Source organism: Streptomyces sp. KL109B (genome assembly GCF_030766935.1).
Lineage (GTDB): Bacteria > Actinomycetota > Actinomycetes > Streptomycetales > Streptomycetaceae > Streptomyces.
On sequence record NZ_JASERL010000007.1, the window covers coordinates 77576 to 96614 of the forward strand.

The window sequence follows — 19039 nt, forward strand, 5'->3', positions numbered from 1 at the left end:
AGGGCGTTGAGTTCCTGGGCGAGGGCGGTGCGATTCGCGTCGTCGCGTACGTCGGTGGGCAGGCCGTCCGCCGCGCCGATCCGCTTCGGGTAGAGGGCGGTGTACTCCTGCTGCTCGTCCGCACTGAGCCCCTTTCCACCACTCGGCGGCGGCCTTGGGGCTCTCGGGGATCTGCGGGTCCTGGACGCCGATGTCCTTCATGGCACGCTTGACGTCGTCGGCCGACTCGGCCGCGGCGTCGTTGCTCAGCGGGTCGGTGAGGATGTCGCCGTTCAGCCGGCCGAGCGCCTTCGCGCCGTCGTCGCTGGCCTTGCGCGCGTCGGCCAGGGCCTCGTCGATGCGGGCGCGGTACTCGCCGAGCAGACCGGCGCGGTCGGCGACGAGCTGTTGCGCGTCGGGATCGTTGTGCGGCAGGTCCGCGGTCGTCGGGTCGCTCACCCAGCCGTCGTCGTCGACCTCGAACCGGTCCGCCTCCGCCCGCCGCACGGCATTGCGCAGCGCGGCCTGAGCCCCCAACATCCAGATCCGCGTGGTGTCCACGACGCTCGCGACGGCCGCCGCCTCGGTCTCGACCACGCCCAGCCGTAATTCGACGTCCTCAAGGAAGAAGAGCGCGCTGTCGGCGTCGTCGCCCTTCCAGGAGTGGCGCAGTGACCCGGTGACCTTCGTACGGTGACGGGACATCAACGAGTCGATGGTGCGGGACAGTTGGCGCCACGCGGCGGTGGACGCCTCCATGTCCGAGAAATCCTGCCTCAGTAATCGCGAGAAGTCAGAGGCCATGACGGACCTCGACCGACCCCGATACCAGTAGTGATACCGATACCGATACCGACACCGGTATCCCCGCGTTTCCCCAATTGGGCATTGCGCGAAGCCCCCCGCTCCGGATGACCATCCTCAGCACTGCGAGCGCCGAGTGTAAGTCAGGGAAAGCGGGTTCATATGCGGAGGACGGGCCTCACCCCACCCCGGTGGCCGAAAATCGCGGCCTCGCCCACCCCCGACATACGACCGGGGCCGGCAGGCGCTGTTCGCGCCTGCCGGCCCCGGCTACGTACCGCTGCGTCGTCGCGTTACGACCAGACGCTGGTGTTGCGGCTCTCGGTCGCCTGGTAGTTCTGGGCGGCCGTGTCGAGCGCGCGGGCGATCGACTCGAGCGTCTGGTGGAGGGAAGCCGCGCGGCGGTCCCACTCCTGCTGCTTCTGCTGGTAGCCCTCCTGGGCCGAACCTTCCCAGCTCGCGGCGATCCGCTTCACGCCGGCCTCGAGGTCGTCGAGCTGCTGGCGGACGTTGCTGGCCGTGGACTTGACGTCCTGCGAAGCCTGGGAAATGGTCTGGAAATTGACCAGAACCTGACCGGACATGATGTCTCCCCCGGGGGATGTTGGACGGAAAGGTGATGAAGGATTACGACGGCGGCGCGCTACCCACTGGGATCATGGGATCAGCGGCCGGGGCGGCTCATCCGAAGGGAGAGGCCTCGGCGCCCGACGAGACGTGCTGGATCGAGGCGGCCTGCTCGTCCTCGGACGTCTGGTAGTTCTGGGCCGTCGAGTCGATGGCTTCCTTGATCTCGTTCAGCACGCGGTTGAGGGCGGTGGCGTCCTCGTTCACCTGGTTCTGCAGGTTGTTGTACGCAGTGGCCGCCTGGCCCTTCCAGCCGGAGGTGATCGAGTCGACCACCGTCTGCAGTCGCTGGATCTCACCCTGGATGGACTCGTTCACCTGCGAGATGCGGCCGCTGAACGCGACCATCTCCTCGTGCGTGACATTAAATTGACCGGCCATGGCCACTTGCCCCCATGAGAATTCGACATCGGTCCCCGCGCCTCTCGACTCCCGGAGGGAACTGGGGCACGGGTGGCACTTCTCGATAGTGCCGCGACCTTACTTTAGCCACAACTGACACGGTCACCCAAGACGGTTCCCAGGTGACCGACCGTGCCGTGACAGGATCCACACATTGTCACCGTTCGATACGTGCGGGGATGCGGGGATTCTTGCCCACGAACATTTCCGCTTACGTCCGTTACGTCACCCGAAGACCGATCTGATGCGGTCGTCCTCCGTGGGGCGGTCGGGGCCGCTGCCGCCGCTCGTCGGTGGCTCGCCTCCGATCGGTGGCTCGCCCCTGAGGCGGGCGATTCCGTTCTGGGTCGTATCGCCGAGCGTGCCCGTCGCGTTCTCCGTGGCATTTTCCGCGGCGCCCTCCACCATGCCCCGCGCCACCTCCTCCGGCGCCGGGACCGCGTTCGGCAAGCCGCTCTCGGCGGTGCTGTTCAGGATGTCCCGCGCCGCCGCTCCCGCGCCCTGCCCCACCCCCTCGCCCGTCGCCGTGACACCGTCGCCGATGCCCTCGCCCACCGCGCCGAGTCCCGCGCTCGCGGCCGCGCCCAGAGCCTGACCGGCGGGGCCGAGGTGTCCCATGGCCTCGCCGATGGTGTCCGCGGCGCCGTTGACGGTCTCCGCGGCGAAGGTGCCCGCGCCGACCACGGCCGCCTCACCCCACTTGATGCCGTCCTGCGCGCCGAAGTGGCTCTGCGTGCCCTGTTGGAGGAGGTTCTGGCCGGCCGCTTTCCCCGCCTCGACGGCCGCGCCCTTCACCGCGTCGAGGGCCAGGCCCTTGAGCGACTGGACCGCTTGTTGTTCGACGGCCTCGGTCACCTGCTGGATGAGTTTCTGCTTCAGTTCGTCCAGGAGGCGGCGCACGATCAGTCGAGTCGCCTGCGTGGCTCCGGCCGCGCCGAGCTCCGAGATCCCGAGCGTGACGGGTGCCGCCGCCTGCGCCGCCGCGATCTCGCAGGCCAGCGCGATGAGTTGGGCGATGACCGCGATCTTGCTCGCGAGTACGACGACGGCGACCGCGTCGAGTGCGAAGGCGAGGATCTCGGCGGCCGTCGCGGCGTCGACGAGGTAACCGCCCCCGCCACCGCCACCGCCACCGCCGCCACCTCCACCTCCACCTCCACCTCCACCTCCACCGCTGAACTTCCGCCACGCCGCCTCGAAACCCGCCGACGCGGCACCGGAGTTGTGGTCGAGTACGGCACCCGCGGCGTCGGCCCCGTCACCCTGGACGTCCCGTACCGCGCTCGCGAACTGCCGCCAGGCCACGGCAGCTTCATGAATTCTGTCCTCGTTGGCGTCCGGCCAGGTGTAGCCGAGCAGGTCGAGGACCCAGGCGACCTCGTCGGGCAGGGTCAGAGCCATGCCCGGCCGCCGCCCAGGTTCGCGTGCTGCCCGGCCATGAGCCGGGTCTGCTCGTCCTCGGCGCACTCGTACCGCGCACCCATCGTCCTCAAGTTCCCGCCGATTTCCGCCAATTGGGCGGCGAGGTGAACCATGGAGGCGCACATGCCCTCGCGTACCGGCTCGTAGATGTCGTTGAACGTCCCGATGAACTCCTCGCCCCAGTCCGCCTCGGCGGCCTCCAGGGCGGACCCGAGTTCCTTGGCGGCGGACTTGAAGGACGTGCCCAACTCGCCGAAGATGGCGCCCTGTTGCTTGAGAACCGCCGGGTCGACATCAAAACCCAGGCCGATCGAGCCGAGAACCGGGCCGAGAGCTGCCATGTGCTTCCCCGTTTCCGATGTACGCGCCCACGGATACCGATGTCCGCGAAGCCGCTGTCCGAGGAGGTGACTTTAGTGATTTCGGCACACGCGCCCGGCTCGGCACAGGGGAATCACCCGAAGGGTGGGCTCTCAGCGGTACAGAAGTGACACGACCCCGGCACCCGCCGCGGCGAGCACCCCAAGTCCCGCAAGGCCGCAGAGGATCAGCCGCACCGGAGCCCAACGCCCGCGCCCCAGACCGCGCCACGCCCCCACCAGGCCGATACGGCCGTACGACGCGTCCGGGCGCCCGCTCGTGTAGCTGGCGCGCGGCGAGTAGCCGGTGAAAACGGCGAACAGGCCACAGGCGACGGCGACCACCCCGGCGCCGGTCAGGACGAGTCCGCGCGCGAGGTCGCTCGGGGCCAGCTCGCCGCTCGGGTACGAGGTGTAGCCGTCCGGCACCTTGAAGGCGGGCAGCCGGTCGCCCGGTCGCGTACGCCCGATGTGTTCCAGCGAAGCGCCCGTCGACGTACGCCCGCCGAGGTTCTCCTCGAAGGTGCCCTTGCAGTTGTTGATGTCGTGGGCGAACTCGCACGACTGGACCCGGAAGGTTCCCGGCTGCGCCGTGACCGTCACGCCCCCGTCGAGGGCGGAGGCCCCGACGAGCGCGAAGACGCCGCCCACCAGGACGACGAACGCTCCGAGGAGCCAGCCGCCCAGATGCCGCATGACGTAGGCACTGCGCGCCTCGACGCGCTCCCGCCACTCGTCGCTCGGTCCCACCGTCATGTCACGCGCCTCCTGCCAGCCGACTTCCGAGAAACAACACCGGACACAGCACCGTCGCGACGGCGAGGACCGGCAGGGCGGCGGGGCCCCGCGCTCATGTCGTACGACCCGCCACGCTGCCCCGAGGGTGATCCTGCCGAAGCGGCGTTCGCGTTCGCGCCACACGCCGATGAGTCATGCCAGGAACACCACGGCGATTCCGGTCACCGCCAGGACGGGCGCGAGCGCGGCGAGGACGGCGAACGACCACAGCGCAGGCTTGCGCGAGCGCAGCGTGCGCCAGGCCTCGGGAAAGGTGACGCGGCCCCACCTGGACCAGCTTCCGCTGAAGCGTCGCGTACGCGGCGTGAAGCCGGTCGCCAGGAAGAAGACCCCGCAGGCCGACATCAGCGCGACGCCTCCGAGGCCCAACGCCGCCCCGCCGAGCTCGGACGCGGTCACCGTGCCCGGGTTGCTGTAGCTGTACGCGCCGTCCTGGCCCCGGTAGAGGTGCTCCTGGAGACCCTTGGGCCACTCGGTGCGGGTCGCGAAGACGGCGTCGTGGTCGGTCCCGCCGTGCGCCCCGCCGTTGCCGGAGCTGGTGCCGGTCGGCTCGAAGGTGCCCGTGCAGCGGTAGCCGCCGCCGCTCGTGGCCGACGCGCACGAGGCGGTGGTGAAGGTGCCGGGCGTGCCGGTCCCGTCGGTGGGGGTGACGTGCCAGCCGACCCAACCGCCCAGCCCCAGCAGCGCCTTGACGGCGGCGAGGAGCAGTACGGCACCGAAGATCCAGCCGGGTCCGCGCCGGTACACGTACGAGCGTCGTTCCCGGTGGCGCTCCCACGCCTCGGTGTTCGTGGCCACTGCTACCGGATCCGGCCGTCGCGCTTCGGGGCGTTCTTCGGGTCCTCGTCCGGGTCGTAGTCCCTGACCTGCTGACGCTCCTGCGGCGACATGTTCCGCCACTGGTCGCGCAGCGGGGCGAGGCCCTCGCCGAGGGCGCGGTGGCCGGCGGGCGAGTCCAGTACGTCCTTCAACTCCATGCGTCCGCCGAGGAGTTCACGGGCGAGGTCCTGCAGGGCGGGCGGGGCGCCCGGCATGTCACGGACCTTGCGCAGGGACGCGGTGAGGTGCTCGTTCTGCTCCTCGGTGAGGTTCTTGTCCTCGATGGGATAGTCGCGCTCGTCCTGCGGACCGAAGCGGTTTCCGGTGCTCATGGTGTGGGGTCCCCCTTTGGGGTGTGTACGTGTACGTGTACGGGGTGCGGGTCAGCCAAAGGTGGCACGGGCGTTGTCGTCCTCGGAACCCGACAGGGCACGCGCGGCCGTCGAACCGCCGTCGCGCGAGGGCGAGGCGGGCTCGCCGCCACCGCTACCGGAGGCCGGTTCACCACCGCCACCACCGGAGGCCGGTTCGCCGCCACCACCGTCGCCACCGGACGTCGGCTCACCACCGCCACCGCCACCGCCACCGTCTCCACCGGTCGTGGGCTCGCCGCCGCCACCGTCGCCTCCAGTCGTGGGCTCGCCGCCCTCCCCCGTACCCGACTGCTCCGTGGTCGCGGTCGGTTGACCGGGCTCGTCGTAGCGGGAGCCAATGCCGTCGCGGGCGCCCTTCACCGCGGTCTGGTAGCCCTCCCAGGCCTTCCCCGCGTCACCCTCCGCGATGCCCTTGCCCGCCTGGACCGCTCCGGTGGCCACCTTGCCGACACCGTCGGCCTCGAGGCCGTCGTCGCCCCACTTCGTGCCGGTGAACGTCTTCAGGGCCGGGTTGACCACGCCCTTGGCCAGTGCGTCCACCTGCATGCCCGCGCCGAGGGACAGCTGCGTGAGCTGGGAGCCGAGGGCCTTCCCGAACTCCTTCGCCGTCTCCTTGGCCAGGTCCTTGGCCATGTCGGCGGCCTTCTTGACGGCGTACTCGCCGATCGCCTTCCGCACCGCTTCGCCGATCTTCTGGATCGCCTCGGTGATGATGCGCTTGACGACCATACGGATCATGACGATGCGGCCGGCGAGCGCCGCTTCGGAGGCGCCGAGGGAGACGACGGCCGAGGCCTGAGCGACGGCGAACTCAATGGCCAGATCGATGAGTTGGACGATGATGGCGATCTTCATCGCGGCGATGATCACCGCACAGATCTCCAGCAGGCCGGCCAGTACGACGGACGCCTCGTGGATCAGGTCCAGGTAGCCGACCCCCAGGCCGCCGTCGCCGAACTTCCCCCACTCCTCGACGAACGCGTCCACCGCGTCACCTGAGTTCACCGCGGTGACAGCGGACGCGGCGGCGTTTCCGGTGTGCGCGAACTCCTGCACCGCCGAACCGAAGTCCGTCCACTCCTGAGCGGCGTCGATCATCGTGTCGATGTCGATGTTGGGCCACTGGAAGCCGAGGATGTCGAGAAGCCAGTCGAGCTCGTTGGGCAGCTTGATGTCCATGGTTACTGCTTGTTCCCCGTGTTTGAAATCCGTGGAATCCGTTGAATCCGTTGAATCCGTGGAAATTCGCCGATTCAGGAGTGGTGCTGCTGAGCGGCCTTCATCAGGTCCCTGTAATGACCCTCATCGGTCGTGTCGTGCTCCTTGGCCATGTATTCGAGCCCCTCGCCGATGGCCTTCAGCCTGTTGGTGAGGCTTTCGAACGAACCACGGATTCCTTCGCTGATGGAGCCGTACCCCAGGAGCAGTTCGCTGACGAGCTGGATCTGGTCGTCGCCCCACGGCTCTTCCAGGCCCTTCAGCGTCTTGTCGAACTTCTTCGCCGTCGAGTCGAAACTGTCGGCGATGCGTGCGAAGGCCTCGCCCTGCGCCTTCAGCACGTTCGTATCGACATCGAAGCCCTTGCCCGCCACGCGGCTTTCCCCCTGTGCCTGGTACCTGTCACGATCACAGCCGAACTGCATCGCGTACCTTAGCCCACCGCCACACCCATTCCGGACGCGTGCACACGGCCCTCACACACGCCATCCACAGTCCCCACCGAGAGCCGTTTCTCCGCCCTTTTCCCTCTCGCGGACGGCCCCACGGCTCGCGGTACCGTATCGGGGCCCATCGGCACGCGAGCCATGAACGTCCCAGGTCACCGACACCCCACGGAGCACCGGTGAAGACACCCGCCCCCTCCCCCCAGCCGTCCACCGGCCAGTCGCCCCCCGAAGAGTCGGGCCCCGTTCCGCCGCCGTCTCCGGTTGGACGGGTTTTCGGCATCGTCCTGGTGGTGCTGACCCTCGGCGGCATGTACTGGACCTTCTTCAACGCCACGATGTCGAGTGGGTACGTCGGCACGCAGGGAAAACTCGTCATCAGCAAGTGCGTTGAGGACCACAAGGAGAGCAGGTCCACGCGAGGCGGGACCGTGGCGTACCAGACGACCTGCCACGGAACCTTCCGCTCGGACGACGGCGATGTCGTGGACCGTTCCGCGCAGATCACCCTGAGCAAGAACGGCGCCGATTCCGAAGCCGCGAAGAAGGTCGCCGACGAGCACGCCGGGGAACTCTCGGTGAACCGTGCCGGCAATGGCACGCTCAGCATCACCAATGTGGAATCCGTGGCCAACTACCTCTGCGGCGGCTTCTTCTTCCTGCTGGTTTTCGCGTACGGATTCAAGTGCGCGCTGACGGGGTCCTTCCCGAAGAAGGGGATCGGCCCCTCCTCGAAGCAGGCGGACCAGCTGATCCCCAAGCCGCTGAAGGCCACGGAGGAATGGCTGTGGGTGATCGGCGGAATCGGGCTCGTCCTCGCGATCCTGTTCCGGCTCGCCGTCGGAATCTTCGGAATGGCCACGCTGCCCTTCCAGTGACCGCCCCGACTACCCTCTCCTGACCCAACTGCCGCTTTTCGACAATGACTTAGTGTTCCCGCAGTGGGTCGGGGCGGGGTGCCTGGACGGTCCAGGCCATGGCGTCGGCGGCCCGGGGAGAGGGTGTTCGTGGCTTTTCGTAAGTTCCTCAGTTCGCTCGGGGTCGGTGCGCCGGACGTCGAGACCACGCTCAGTACGAGTGCCGTACGGCCGGGTGACCAGTTGCACTGCAATGTGCGGTTGCGGGGCGGGTCCGTGGACATCGAGGTCGAGAAGGTCCGGATCCAACTCGTCACCCGTTTCGAGGACTTGGAGGAGACCGAGACGCTGTGGGCCAATCCCGGTGTCGTCAGGTCCCTGGTGCTCGGCGAGCGGTTCGCGCTGAAGGCCGAGGACACGGTCGACGGCCAGGTCACGATCGACGTGCCGTGGGAGACGCCGCTGACGCACATGCTCGGCGGGCGGCCCCTCAAGGGGGCGCGGGTGGCGGTCCGTACCGAGTTGACCGTCGACAACGCCGTGGACCGCGGTGACTTCGACGAGATTCAGGTGCACGCCCTGCCCGCCCAGGACGCGCTGCTCCAGGCGTACGCCAACCTCGGGTTCCGCTTCGACGAGGCCGAGGTGAAGAAGGGGACCCCGAAGGGCGGCCAGAACTCCCAGGAGAACTTCTGGCAGGAGATCGAGATGTGGTTCCCGCCGGAGTACCGGCGCCCCGGCGGGCAGTTGGAGTCGATGTTCTTCGCGCGCCACGACTCGCTCGACCTGGTGACCGGCAGCTACGGTCCCTTCGCCTTCCCCTACGCCAACCTCGACGTGCAGGCCTTGACCGCCTGGCTCGACCAGCATCTGCGGGCGACGTTCCAGCGGTGAGGAAGCGGGAGCGTTAGCGGGTAGGCGCCAGCGAGCGCGTACGAGGAGGGGGCCACGTCCGCGTCGGACGTGGCCCCCTCCTCGTACTGCTACTGCTACTGCTGCCGGTGCCTACTGCGGCGGCGGCTGCTGCGTCGTCCAGCCCTGCGGCAGTCCGCCCGGCTGCTGGGGCGGCTGCTGCTGCGGAGGCTGCTGTTGCGGAGGGGCCTGGGGCGGCTGCTGTTGCGGGTAGCCGTAGCCGGGCTGCTGGCCGGGCTGTTGGGCCGGGGGCTGCTGCTGCGGGTAGCCCTGCGGCGGGAAGCCGGCCGGGGGCATGCCCGGCTGCTGCTGACCCGCGTACATGCCGCCGCCCGCCTGCATCTGGGCCTCGGCGCGCTGCGCGAAGTCCTCGGCGATCAGCGCCGCGATCTCGAAGTACGCCTCGCGCGTCTTCGGGCGCATCATGTCGAGGTCGACCTCGGCGCCCGCCGCCAGGTGCTCGTCGAACGGGACGACGACCACGCCGCGGCAGCGCGTCTCGAAGTGGCTGACGATGTCGTCCACCTTGATCATCTTGCCGGTCTCGCGGACACCGGAGATGACGGTGAGGGAACGCTGGACGAGGTCCGCGTAACCGTGCGCCGACAGCCAGTCGAGGGTGGTGCTGGCGCTGCTCGCGCCGTCGACGGACGGCGTCGAGATGATGACCAACTGGTCGGCCAGGTCCAGGACTCCGCGCATCGCCGAGTAGAGGAGACCCGTGCCCGAGTCCGTCAGGATGATCGGGTACTGCTTGCCGAGCACGTCGAGCGCGGAGCGGTAGTCGGCGTCGTTGAAGGACGTCGAGACGGCCGGGTCCACGTCGTTGGCGATGATCTCCAGGCCGGAGGGGGCCTGCGAGGTGAAGCGCCGGATGTCCATGTACGAGTGCAGGCTCGGGATGTTCTGCACCAGGTCACGGATGGTGGCGCCGGTCTCGCGGCGGACGCGGCGGCCGAGAGTGCCGGCGTCCGGGTTGGCGTCGATCGCGAGGATCTTGTCCGTACGCTCCGAGGCCAGGGTCGCGCCGATCGACATCGTCGTGGTCGTCTTGCCGACGCCGCCCTTGAGGCTGATCACGGCGATGCGGTAGCAGGACATGACCGGCGTACGCATCATCTGGAGCTTGCGCTGCCGCTCGGCCTCGGCCGCCTTGGCGCCCAGCTTGAACTTGCTGGGCCCCTTGTTGTTGTTCTTGCGCTTCGGCTGGTTGCGCAGGAGTCGGTCGGAGCTGAGCTCGACCTGCGCGTTGTAGCCGAGCGGCGCACCGGGCGCCGAACGCTGCTGGCCCGCGCCCGGGTCCCAGCCCGCACGGGGGTCAACGGCGGGCTGCGGATACGGAGTCGGGGCCGGGGCACCGGGAGCGGCCTGCTGACCCGGCTGCGACTGGGGCTGACCCGGCTGCGGCTGGCCGAACTGGGCGGGCGGGGCCGCCTCCTGGCCCGGCTGCGGCTGCGGCTGGGCCGGGGGCTGACCGGGCTGCGGCTGGCCCGGCTGCTGCGGGTAGCCGTAGCCACCGGCGGCCGGCGGCTGTGGTTGGCCCGGCTGACCGTAGGGGCCCGGTTGCTGCGGCGCGGGCGGCTGGCCGTACGGACCCGGCTGCTGCTGCGGCGCGCCGGGCGGCGGACCGTAGGGACCCGGCTGCGGCTGGCCCGGCTGGGGCTGACCCGGCTGAGGCTGACCCGGCTGCTGCGGCGCGGGCTGCTGACCGTACGGACCCGGCTGCTGCGGGGGCATCGGCTGACCGGGCTGACCGGGCGCGGGCTGCGCAGGGGGCTGACCCGGTTGACCCGGCTGACCCTGCTGCTGCGGGTAGCCGTAGCCCGAGGCTTCCGGCTGCGGTTGACCGGGCTGGCCGGGCTGGCCGGGCTGGCCGGGCTGCTGCTGCGGGTAGCCGTACCCGGAGGCCTCCGGCTGCGGTTGGCCAGGCTGACCGGGCTGGCCGGGCTGCTGCTGCGGGTAGCCGTATCCGGAAGCCTGCGGCTGCGGTTGACCGGACTGGCCTGGCTGACCGGGCTGACCGGGCTGCTGTTGCGGGTAGCCGTACCCGGACGCCTGCGGCTGCGGCGCCGCGGGCGGCGGGTAGCCGTAACCCGGGGCGGGCTGCTGCGGCGCGGGCTGGCCGGGGGCCGGCTGGGGCTGAGGCTGGGCCTGCGGGTAGCCGTAGCCACCGGCGGTGGGCGGCTGCGGGGCGGGCGCCGCGTCCGGCGCCGTCGGAGCGGCCGGAGGCGCCGGGGCCGTGGCGTCGGCGGCCGCGGGAGCGGGTGCACCCGAACCGGCCGGTGCCTCGGGCTCGTTCGGCGCCGCCGCGGCCTCGGACGCCGTGGCCTCGGACGTCGCCGTCCCGGACTCCGCCGCGCCCTCGGCGCCCTCGGTGGTGTCCTCGTCATCGTCGTCGTCCCCCCACAGGTCACCCGTGGGGTCGACCGCGCCGGACCGGTGGCTCGACTCGGCGGGCGGAGCGGGAGCGGGAGCGGCCGGCTCGGCGGCGGGCGGGGTGGCCGGAGCCGGCGCCGGCGCCTCGGGCGGCGTCGGCGCGGCCGGGGCCGGGGCCGGGGCGGCGGGCGGGGTCGGCGCGGCGGGAGCCGCAGGCGCGGCGTCCCCCACCCCCGTACCCCCGAACGTCGGGAACCCGGGAGCGGCCGGCGGCGGTGGCGGCGCGGACCCCTCGGACGGGGGACCCGCCGGAGGGGTCGCGAATCCACCGGACGTCCCGGTCGAGGGGTTCGCGGGCGGAGCGGGCGGCGCGGGCGTCCCGGACGGCGGCGTCGTATTCGACTCGCTTGGCTGCGCGTACCAGGACGGCGCATCGAAATCGAGGCGGAACTCGCCGGTCAGTTCCGTCTCGATCGAACCGTCGCCGGGCTCCGGGTTCCGCTGGTCCCGGTCACTGGTCACTCTGTGCCTCCTGGTCTCTGCTGTGCACCTGAACGACCGGTTCCGGCGGGACCTGGTGGGTCGCGCGTCGTCGCCCCCGACCGTCGCGGCGGCCCCGCTTCACTTGCGTCTCAGCCGTTCGTCCCGACAGCGTAAACGGTGCGGGGCGGCCCCCGTAAAGGCGGTACTCGTCACGCAACGCATCACGTAACACGTCATGTACCCGCTCACTACGGCACCACCCACCGGGGCCACCCACCGCACGCCGCCGGCCTCCGCCGGTCTTCTACGAACGTCTACGGACGTCTACGAACGTCTACGGACGTCAGTCCATCCGGCGCGGGCCGCCCAGCAGCCCGGTCTCCGGTTCGGTCGGCTGCACCATCACGTACTGGTGCTTGTCGCCCGCGATCCACAGCATCGTCGCCTCGCTGAGCGTCGGCAGCGTCTGCGTGATCTGCTCGGGCAGCCGCAGCACCCGGCCGATGACCTCCGCCTCCTGCGGGGAGAGGTTCTGCAGGCCGATCACGTCGGCGCGGGCGAGCAGTCGCGGCGCGCGCGGGCCGAGGAACGGCACGACGGTGAGCGTCGACTGCCAGGGCGTCGGCGCGATCTGGGACCGTCCGGGCTGCGCGCCCAGGTCCCGTACGACGAGCACCGGGCTGGCGACCGAGGCGCCCTGCGCGGCGAGTTGGCGCGGCTCGTACACCGAGACGCACTGCAGTCCGCCGCCCGCCGCCTGCGCCATCGGCGCCCACGCGGCGGGGCGCACCGACTCGACGGCGATGCGCGCGCCGATGGCGGCGGTGCGCAGCGCGATGATCTGCGCGGTCCACATCGAGCCGACGACGACGATCTCGCGGGGCTTCGGCCGCAGCACATCGAGCACGGCGGGCGCGCCCTGCGGGTCGACGCCGATGACGACGCCGTCGTCGCCGACGCTCACGCCGAGCGAGCCGAGCGACTTCTTCGACATCACGTGCCGACGGCGGCGCGGTCCGCGCAGCCCGTAGCCGGGGCTGGTGAACTCCTCCTCGAACTCGGCGAAGTCGTCCTCGTCGTGTTCGTCGGGGAGCGCCCGGTGCGTGGGCCGGCCGGAGCCGACCTCGGGCGCGGGGGCGTACGTCATGGTGCCGGTGGCCGCCGTGGGCGCCGGCTGCTGCTGTTGTACGTGGCCGACGCCGCCCGCGATGCCGCCGACGACGCCGCCCTGGGGGTCCTGCGGGTACTGCGACTGCTGCTGGTCGGGCTGCTGGTGCGGCTGCGCGTACTGCTGCTGGGCGGCCGCCGCCTGCTGGGCCGCGAGCTGCTGTTGCTGCGCCATCTGCTGCTGCCGCTGCTGGTCCTGCCACTCGCGGCGCCGCGCCTCGGCCTCTTCTGCGCGCCGCTGCTCCTCCTGGTACCGGGCGCGCAACTGCCGCTGCTCTTCGGCGTGTTGGGCGGCGGCCTGCTGTTGCTGCGCGGCTTGTTGCTGCGCTGCTTGCTGCTGGGCGGCCTGCTGCTGGGCCGCTTGCTGCTGGGCGGCCTGCTCGGCGGCGGCCCGTTCGGCGGCGGCCTGCTGCTGGGCGGCGGCCTGTTGCTGCGCCGCCTGGTCGGGCGCGGCCTGCTGCGGGTAGCCGTAGCCGCCCTGCTCCGGCACGCCCTGCTGCGGCTGCTGCTGGGGATAGCCGTACGCGCCCTGCTGCTCAGGCGTGCCCTGCTGCTGCGGGTAGCCGTAACCCTCCTGCTGCGGCTGCGGCTGCGCGCCCTGCTGCTGGGCGGCGGCCTGCTGGGCCTCCCACTGGCGGCGCCGCTCGGCGGCCTCCGCGGCGCGGCGCTCCTGCTCGGCGTGCTGCTCGGGCGTCATCTGCTGTTGCTGCTGGGCGGGTTGCTGCTGCTGTTGCGGATAGCCGTACGAGCCCTGCTGGTCGGGCGCGCCCTGCTGCCCCTGCTGCCCCTGCTGCTGAGCAGCGGCGGCCTGTTGCGCCTCCCACTGGCGGCGCCGCTCCGCGGCCTCCGCGGCGCGGCGCTCCTGCTCGGCGGCGTACGCGGCCTGCTGCTCCGGGGTCATCTGCCCGTTGGGATCCTGGTTTCCGGGGGTGCTCATCAGCGCGTGCCTCCGAGGGGAAGAGTGGCGAGGAGGCCGGGGAGCTGTTCCCGGTCGAGTCGGACGAGGCCGGCCTTGAGGCCGGAGGCGGCGCGCTCGAGTTCGCGCTTGGCCTGACCGAGTTCGTTCTCGCTGCGCGCCGAGAGGCGCACGTGCCCACTGACCGCGACGTCCTCTCGGCCCGCGCGCGCGAGGGCGACGCTGAACGTCGTCGCGAGCGTACGGGTCGTGGACAGTCCGGAGGCGAGCGCGCCGAGCGGCGTGCCACCGCGGCCGAGCTGCGGCCAGGTGCCGACCCAGTACGAGGCGTGCCAGCGGTCGTCGCACCGCCAGGCACGCACGGTCTCCTCCGTGCGCGGACCCGAACTGCCGCGCTGGGACTGGGCGTTGAGGTTGGCGCGCGGGTTGACGCAGGTGGCGACGGAGAGCGCGGAAAGGACGGCGTTCTCGTCGAGGACTTCGGCGACGAAGCCCCGCCCGTTGAGGCGGCTGATGAGCTGGTCGGCGGCGCGCAGCAGGGCGCGCTGGGCGCCGCGCAGGTCGCCGCCGCGCGCCTCCACGGCCTCCGGGCAGAGCTCGGGGTCGAGCTTGAGCGCGACCCACGTCATGCGGACCGCGGGGGTGCCGGCCTGCGCCTGGAGCGCGGCGTACGCCTGCGCGGCGAGGGCCTGCGGCGGCAGGTGCGGGGCGGGCGCGGGCTGGGTGTACTGCACCAACTGCACCGATTCGAGGTGGATGTCCTCGACGTCCAGGGAGTCGGCGAGCAGCTCGACGGGCAGCGGCCGGGCCTCGCCCTGCGGGCGCAGCGGTCCGGGCGCGGAGTCCACCTGAACGAGTGCCGTCAGGAACGTGCCGTCGCCGACGAAGCCCACCAGGCGCCGGTCGCGCGCCTCGTACTCGTACGTACGCAGACTCGGGTCGGCCTCGAGGAGCGGCGCGAAGCCGCTGTCGATGTCGGCGGGCGGCGGGCCGTTGAAGGCGCGGCGGCGGCGCTTGAGGGCGCGGCCGATCGCCATCCACTCGGGCAGCGGGTGGCGGCGGCGCCGGCCGAGCTGGAGGAAGACGAGCAGCCCGCCGATCACGGCGGCGGGCAGGATCAGCACCGCCTTGATCGCGGCGGCCGCGACGACGAGCGCCAGGGCGATCTCGATGATGATCAAGTGGTGCGTGCTGATCGGCCCGAAGCTGCCGATCTTGCGGGGCAGCTTGGGCCTGGCCGGCCCTACGGGCTGTTCCTGCACGGGCGGCGGCGCGACCTGCGCGCTCCGGCCACCTCTTCCGCCGCGTCCACTCTGCCCGCCGGGTCGGCCGGTGGGGCGGCCGCCGGAACGGCCTCCTCCACGGCGCCCGTTCGGGACCGGTCGACCCTGATTGCCGCGCTGTCGGGTCCTGCTGGCGCTGGACATCCCCCGCCCTGCTCCTTCGCTCGCTGCTGTGATGATTCGTGATGGCCGGCTGGGTGGTTATCGGTCCATTTCGGACCGGCGGTCGGTCCGAAATGGACCGCCCCGGGCCATCAGGACCCAACGTCGGCTGGCGCGTGGAAAAACCGTACCCGTACGCTACGGCCCGATCACCACACGGCATAGTAGAGGCCCGCGCGGCGCATGCGCCGGGGGTGGTCGAGAAGTGGACCCGCAGCAATAGTCCGGCACGGTCCAGCGAGGACGGGGAGAAAACGTAACGATGGCATCACGTCGTGATGAACTGAATGCCTACAATTTCGCACGCAAGCGGACCGTTGCCGCTTTTCTCAAGCCACTCCCCAATGGATCGGTGGACAGCGCCCCGAGGCCGCTCAAGCACGCGGTGCCCGGCATCGTCATGGCCGCGGTGGTGCTCGCGGGCTTCGGCGCCTGCGGCATGATCAGCCCTGTGGCGCCGAAGGGTTGGGACACCCCGGAGGCCGGGATCATCGTCACCGACCCGTCGGCGACCCGGTACGTCGTGCTCAAGTCGGACACGAAAGACAAGAACGGCAAGCCCGTCGGCGTCCTGCACCCGGTACTCAACCTCGCTTCCGCCAAGCTTTTGCTGGATCCGAAAAAGACCGGCGGAGATGCTGTGAAGAAGGTCAAGGAGAAATTCCTCGACGAATCCAACATCACGCAGGGTTCGATGGTCGGAATTCCCTACGCCCCGGACCGGATGCCCACCACGAAGGACGCGGGCACGGCCAAGACGTGGGCCCTGTGCCAGCAGCCGAGCGGCGGTTCGGACGCGGCCTCCGTACGGCAGACCGTCTTCGTCCTCGACAAGAACGACGCGTCGAAGGTCACGTCGAAGAGCAAGGGCCGGCTCGGCGGCTCCGAGGCCCTGTACGTACAGGACAAGCAGGGCAAGCCGTACCTGGTGAGCAGCAGCGGCGTCTCCTACCCCCTCACCACGGGCCCCGGCGGCGACCTCGCCTCGCTGATCACCACGCTCTTCGGCGCGGACGCCAAGCCGCAGACCGTGTCGGACGACTGGCTCGGCACGCTCCGCGAGGCCCCGGTCCCGATCTCCCTCCCCAGCGTCAACGGCCTCGGCAACACCTCCTCCGTCACCGATCTGCCCGCGGGGCACAACAAGATCGGCACGCTGATCGAGGGCGCGCAGAACCAGAAGTACCTGGTCGAGAAGGACCGCCTGATCGCCGTCACGGACTTCGAGGCGAGCCTCCTCAAGGAGACCGTCGGCGCCGCGTACCCGGACGGCGCCCCGACGTACGTCAAGGTGCAGCAGACGGACATCCACCCCACCGAGGGCTCCCTGTACGACAACCTCCCGGCGGTGAAGAAGGCCGGCGGAACGCTTTTCTGGCCGAAGCAGAAGGTCACCCGCGCCAACTCCACCGCGAGCAGCGGCAGGAACGTCTCCTGCTCCACGTACGAGGGTGACGGCGGCGGCCGCAGCGTGTGGGCCGGCGGCAACCTGCCCATCGGGAAGATCTCCGCGAGCGCCTCCTCGTACGTCAGCCCGGGCAGCGGCATGATCTACCAGGAGCAGACGGGCACCTCCTCCACCGGCTTCAACTACCTGGTCACCGACACCGGTCTGCGCTACTACCTGCCGGTCAACAACGACTCCGACAGCTCCTCCGGTGCGGCGGACAAGGACGTCAACCAGTCCAAGGCCCGGCTCGGCTACGGCGACGTGACCCCGGTCAAGGTCCCCGGCATCTGGTCCCAACTCCTCCCCTCCGGCCCCGACTTGACCACCAAGGCCGCCGAGCAGACGCAGAACTCGTGACGGGGAGGGCAGCCACCACCATGAACACCCCGACCATGAACACCCCGACAAGCGCCACGCGTCGCCGCGCCGCCGCCACGTTCGCGGCCACCGCGGCCCTCGCGGCGCTCACCGTCTCGGGCCCTGCCGCCACCCCGGCGGCGGCCGATGGCGCCGACGACGGCACCCAACTCGCCAGCACCGACTGCCAGTTCGGCGGCAAGGTCATCAAGGGCACGCCCTGGTCGCTGCAGCGCGTCATCACCAAGCAGCTGTGGGCGCACGGCACCGGCGAGGACATCAAGGTTGGCGTGGTCGACACCGGTACCGACACGGTGAACCCGCAGCTGCGCGGCGCCGTCGCCAAGGGCAAGTCCTTCGTGGCCAAGTCCAGCCCGACGAAGGACGAGGTCGGTCACGGCACGAAGGTCGCGGGCATCATCGCCGCCCGCAAGACCACCGGCAAGGACAAGGGCTCCGGCTTCCACGGCATGGCCCCCGGCGCCACCGTCGTCCCGTTGCAGACCAGCACGAAGGAGGCGGGCGGCAATCTGGCGTCGATGGTCGGCGCCATCGACTACGCGGTCAAGAGCGGCATCAAGCTGATCAACATCTCCCAGGGCACCACGGCCGACCCGTCCCAACTCGGCCCCCTGGAAACGGCCGTGGCCCGCGCCGAGCAGGCCGACGTCCTCATCGTCGCCTCCGCGGGCAACAGCGGCGAGAGCGGCAAGACCTCCACCAGCTACCCCGCCGCGCTCCCCAACTCCAACGTGCTGTCCGTCGCGGCCTCCGACCGCAACAACGAACGCGCCCCGTTCTCCTCCCCCAACAAGGAGGTCGACATCGCCGCCCCGGGCGTCGACATGGTCTCGACGGTTCCGGCCGGCGGCCAGTGCGTCGACCAGGGCACGAGCTTCTCCGCCCCGTACGCGACCGGGGTCGCGGCCCTCCTCCAGCAGCAGCACCCCGACTGGAAGCCCAAGCACGTCATCTGGCACCTCGAGTCGACGGCGATGCGCACGCACGCGAAGCACGACAAGAACATCGGCTGGGGCGTCCTCGACCCGGTCAAGGCGGTAAAGGACACCACGAAGCCCACCCACCAGCCGACCAACGCCGAACTGCAAGCGGGCACTTCGACCGGCACCGGCGAGAAGGTCACCGCGGCGAAGATGACCCTGGGCGAGACCCCTCAGGAGCGCAACGCCCGTTACGGAACCTTCCTGGTGATCGGGGGCGGCCTTGGGCTCGCGGTGATCACGGCCGGGGCGATGGCGCGGCGGGATTGGTTGCGGAGGCGGGGCGAGGACGTTCTGTAGCGGACGTTGGGACGTTCCGTAGGGGACGTTCTGTGAGGGAACCTGTGCTCGACTTGTGAGTTCAGTGTGCGAAGAGCGATCCTTGGGACGCTGTCTGTGCGCTGAACTGCGCGCGACACAAAGGAATTAGGGAAAAACGGGGAAGGCGACCTGCGATGGCTGACGGTGGGTACGAGGTCGATCTTGACGCCCTGGACCAGGTGGTCAAGGAGCTGAACCAGGTCCTGAAGGACATGGACGGACCTGAGAGCAAGGCGAAGTACGGGACGTACGTGCCGGACGGGGCGTTGGGGGTCGACTTCTCGGAGGCGCGCGAGTTGTACCGCGCGCACGGGAAGATGAAGGACAGGATCGAGAAGGACATGATCGCGAAGATCAAGGACCTGATCGAGAAGTTCGGCCACAAGACGAGCAAGGCCCACGGCCAGTACCAGAACGCCGAGGCGGACAACTCGGTCAAGGAGACCGGCAACACAGGCGGCACAGGCAACACCGAGGTCGCGAACCGCGGCTGAAGGGGGACGGGG

18 protein-coding genes are annotated in these 19039 nt (G+C 70.5%); 6 read left to right on the forward strand and 12 right to left on the reverse strand.

Going from position 1 to position 19039, the window contains the following annotated elements:
* Positions 1–99 precede the first annotated feature (99 nt).
* Positions 100–588 carry a hypothetical protein gene (locus RBJ65_RS24010; RefSeq protein WP_306323368.1) on the forward strand — a complete coding sequence of 163 codons (489 nt, stop codon included), beginning with the start codon at positions 100–102 and terminating at the stop codon, positions 586–588.
* A 488-nt stretch (positions 589–1076) separates the two neighbouring features.
* On the opposite strand, the gene RBJ65_RS24015 is transcribed toward RBJ65_RS24010, so the two are convergent.
* The 9 genes from RBJ65_RS24015 to RBJ65_RS24055 form a co-directional block, all read right to left on the reverse strand.
* Positions 1077–1367, reverse strand: coding sequence for a WXG100 family type VII secretion target (locus tag RBJ65_RS24015; protein ID WP_306323369.1), 291 nt, complete (start codon positions 1365–1367; stop codon positions 1077–1079).
* Positions 1368–1464: 97 nt separating this feature from the next.
* A complete protein-coding gene (locus tag RBJ65_RS24020; protein WP_306323370.1) occupies positions 1465–1791 on the reverse strand; it encodes a WXG100 family type VII secretion target in 327 nt (108 codons plus the stop codon).
* Positions 1792–2037: 246 nt separating this feature from the next.
* Complete coding sequence (locus RBJ65_RS24025) at positions 2038–3213, reverse strand: PE-PGRS family protein (RefSeq protein WP_306323371.1); 1176 nt, start codon at positions 3211–3213, stop codon at positions 2038–2040.
* On the reverse strand, positions 3204–3575 hold the full coding sequence (locus RBJ65_RS24030; protein ID WP_306323372.1) for a hypothetical protein: 372 nt from the start codon (positions 3573–3575) through the stop codon (positions 3204–3206). Before RBJ65_RS24030 ends, RBJ65_RS24025 begins: the two co-directional genes overlap by 10 nt.
* A gap of 132 nt (positions 3576–3707) precedes the next feature.
* Complete coding sequence (locus RBJ65_RS24035; protein ID WP_306323373.1) at positions 3708–4349, reverse strand: hypothetical protein; 642 nt, start codon at positions 4347–4349, stop codon at positions 3708–3710.
* Between the two features lie 174 nt (positions 4350–4523).
* Positions 4524–5189: a hypothetical protein gene (locus tag RBJ65_RS24040; RefSeq protein ID WP_306323374.1), complete on the reverse strand. Its 666-nt coding sequence runs from the start codon at positions 5187–5189 to the stop codon at positions 4524–4526.
* Between the two features lie 2 nt (positions 5190–5191).
* Entirely contained in the window at positions 5192–5542 is a 351-nt protein-coding gene (locus tag RBJ65_RS24045) for a hypothetical protein (protein ID WP_306323375.1), read from the reverse strand.
* 51 nt (positions 5543–5593) lie between these two features.
* A complete protein-coding gene (locus RBJ65_RS24050; protein WP_306323376.1) occupies positions 5594–6763 on the reverse strand; it encodes a hypothetical protein in 1170 nt (389 codons plus the stop codon).
* A gap of 74 nt (positions 6764–6837) precedes the next feature.
* Positions 6838–7176: a hypothetical protein gene (locus RBJ65_RS24055; RefSeq protein ID WP_306323377.1), complete on the reverse strand. Its 339-nt coding sequence runs from the start codon at positions 7174–7176 to the stop codon at positions 6838–6840.
* 251 nt (positions 7177–7427) lie between these two features.
* On the opposite strand from RBJ65_RS24055, the gene RBJ65_RS24060 reads away from it, so the two are divergent.
* Positions 7428–8126, forward strand: coding sequence for a hypothetical protein (locus RBJ65_RS24060; protein ID WP_306323378.1), 699 nt, complete (start codon positions 7428–7430; stop codon positions 8124–8126).
* 129 nt (positions 8127–8255) lie between these two features.
* On the forward strand, positions 8256–8999 hold the full coding sequence (locus tag RBJ65_RS24065) for a sporulation protein (RefSeq protein ID WP_306323379.1): 744 nt from the start codon (positions 8256–8258) through the stop codon (positions 8997–8999).
* A 111-nt stretch (positions 9000–9110) separates the two neighbouring features.
* Here the strand turns inward: RBJ65_RS24065 and RBJ65_RS24070 are convergent, their stop codons facing one another.
* From RBJ65_RS24070 to eccE, 3 genes are all read right to left on the reverse strand, one after another.
* Complete coding sequence (locus RBJ65_RS24070) at positions 9111–11915, reverse strand: MinD/ParA family protein (protein WP_306332168.1); 2805 nt, start codon at positions 11913–11915, stop codon at positions 9111–9113.
* Positions 11916–12219: 304 nt separating this feature from the next.
* Positions 12220–13980, reverse strand: coding sequence for a hypothetical protein (locus tag RBJ65_RS24075; RefSeq protein ID WP_306324338.1), 1761 nt, complete (start codon positions 13978–13980; stop codon positions 12220–12222).
* Positions 13980–15221, reverse strand: a complete 1242-nt coding sequence (gene eccE, locus RBJ65_RS24080; RefSeq protein ID WP_306324339.1) for a type VII secretion protein EccE — start codon at positions 15219–15221, stop codon at positions 13980–13982. Before eccE ends, RBJ65_RS24075 begins: the two co-directional genes overlap by 1 nt.
* 445 nt (positions 15222–15666) lie before the next feature.
* Between eccE and RBJ65_RS24085 the strand changes: the two genes are divergently transcribed.
* From RBJ65_RS24085 to RBJ65_RS24095, 3 genes are all read left to right on the forward strand, one after another.
* Positions 15667–17211 (forward strand): type VII secretion protein EccB, encoded by a 1545-nt coding sequence (locus RBJ65_RS24085; protein ID WP_306324340.1) that lies wholly within the window; start codon positions 15667–15669, stop codon positions 17209–17211.
* 20 nt (positions 17212–17231) lie between these two features.
* Positions 17232–18512, forward strand: coding sequence for a S8 family serine peptidase (locus tag RBJ65_RS24090; protein WP_306324341.1), 1281 nt, complete (start codon positions 17232–17234; stop codon positions 18510–18512).
* A 155-nt stretch (positions 18513–18667) separates the two neighbouring features.
* Entirely contained in the window at positions 18668–19027 is a 360-nt protein-coding gene (locus RBJ65_RS24095) for a hypothetical protein (protein WP_306324342.1), read from the forward strand.
* Positions 19028–19039 lie beyond the last annotated feature (12 nt).

Coding starts and splice junctions, on each gene's coding strand:
- RBJ65_RS24095 (WP_306324342.1), top strand. CDS start 18,668: ATGGCTGACGGTGGGTACGAGGTCGATCTTGACGCCCTGGACCAGGTG.
- RBJ65_RS24075 (WP_306324338.1), bottom strand. CDS start 13,980: ATGAGCACCCCCGGAAACCAGGATCCCAACGGGCAGATGACCCCGGAG.
- RBJ65_RS24045 (WP_306323375.1), bottom strand. CDS start 5,542: ATGAGCACCGGAAACCGCTTCGGTCCGCAGGACGAGCGCGACTATCCC.
- RBJ65_RS24090 (WP_306324341.1), top strand. CDS start 17,232: ATGAACACCCCGACCATGAACACCCCGACAAGCGCCACGCGTCGCCGC.
- RBJ65_RS24020 (WP_306323370.1), bottom strand. CDS start 1,791: ATGGCCGGTCAATTTAATGTCACGCACGAGGAGATGGTCGCGTTCAGC.
- RBJ65_RS24015 (WP_306323369.1), bottom strand. CDS start 1,367: ATGTCCGGTCAGGTTCTGGTCAATTTCCAGACCATTTCCCAGGCTTCG.
- RBJ65_RS24085 (WP_306324340.1), top strand. CDS start 15,667: ATGGCATCACGTCGTGATGAACTGAATGCCTACAATTTCGCACGCAAG.
- RBJ65_RS24050 (WP_306323376.1), bottom strand. CDS start 6,763: ATGGACATCAAGCTGCCCAACGAGCTCGACTGGCTTCTCGACATCCTC.
- RBJ65_RS24030 (WP_306323372.1), bottom strand. CDS start 3,575: ATGGCAGCTCTCGGCCCGGTTCTCGGCTCGATCGGCCTGGGTTTTGAT.
- RBJ65_RS24035 (WP_306323373.1), bottom strand. CDS start 4,349: ATGACGGTGGGACCGAGCGACGAGTGGCGGGAGCGCGTCGAGGCGCGC.
- RBJ65_RS24025 (WP_306323371.1), bottom strand. CDS start 3,213: ATGGCTCTGACCCTGCCCGACGAGGTCGCCTGGGTCCTCGACCTGCTC.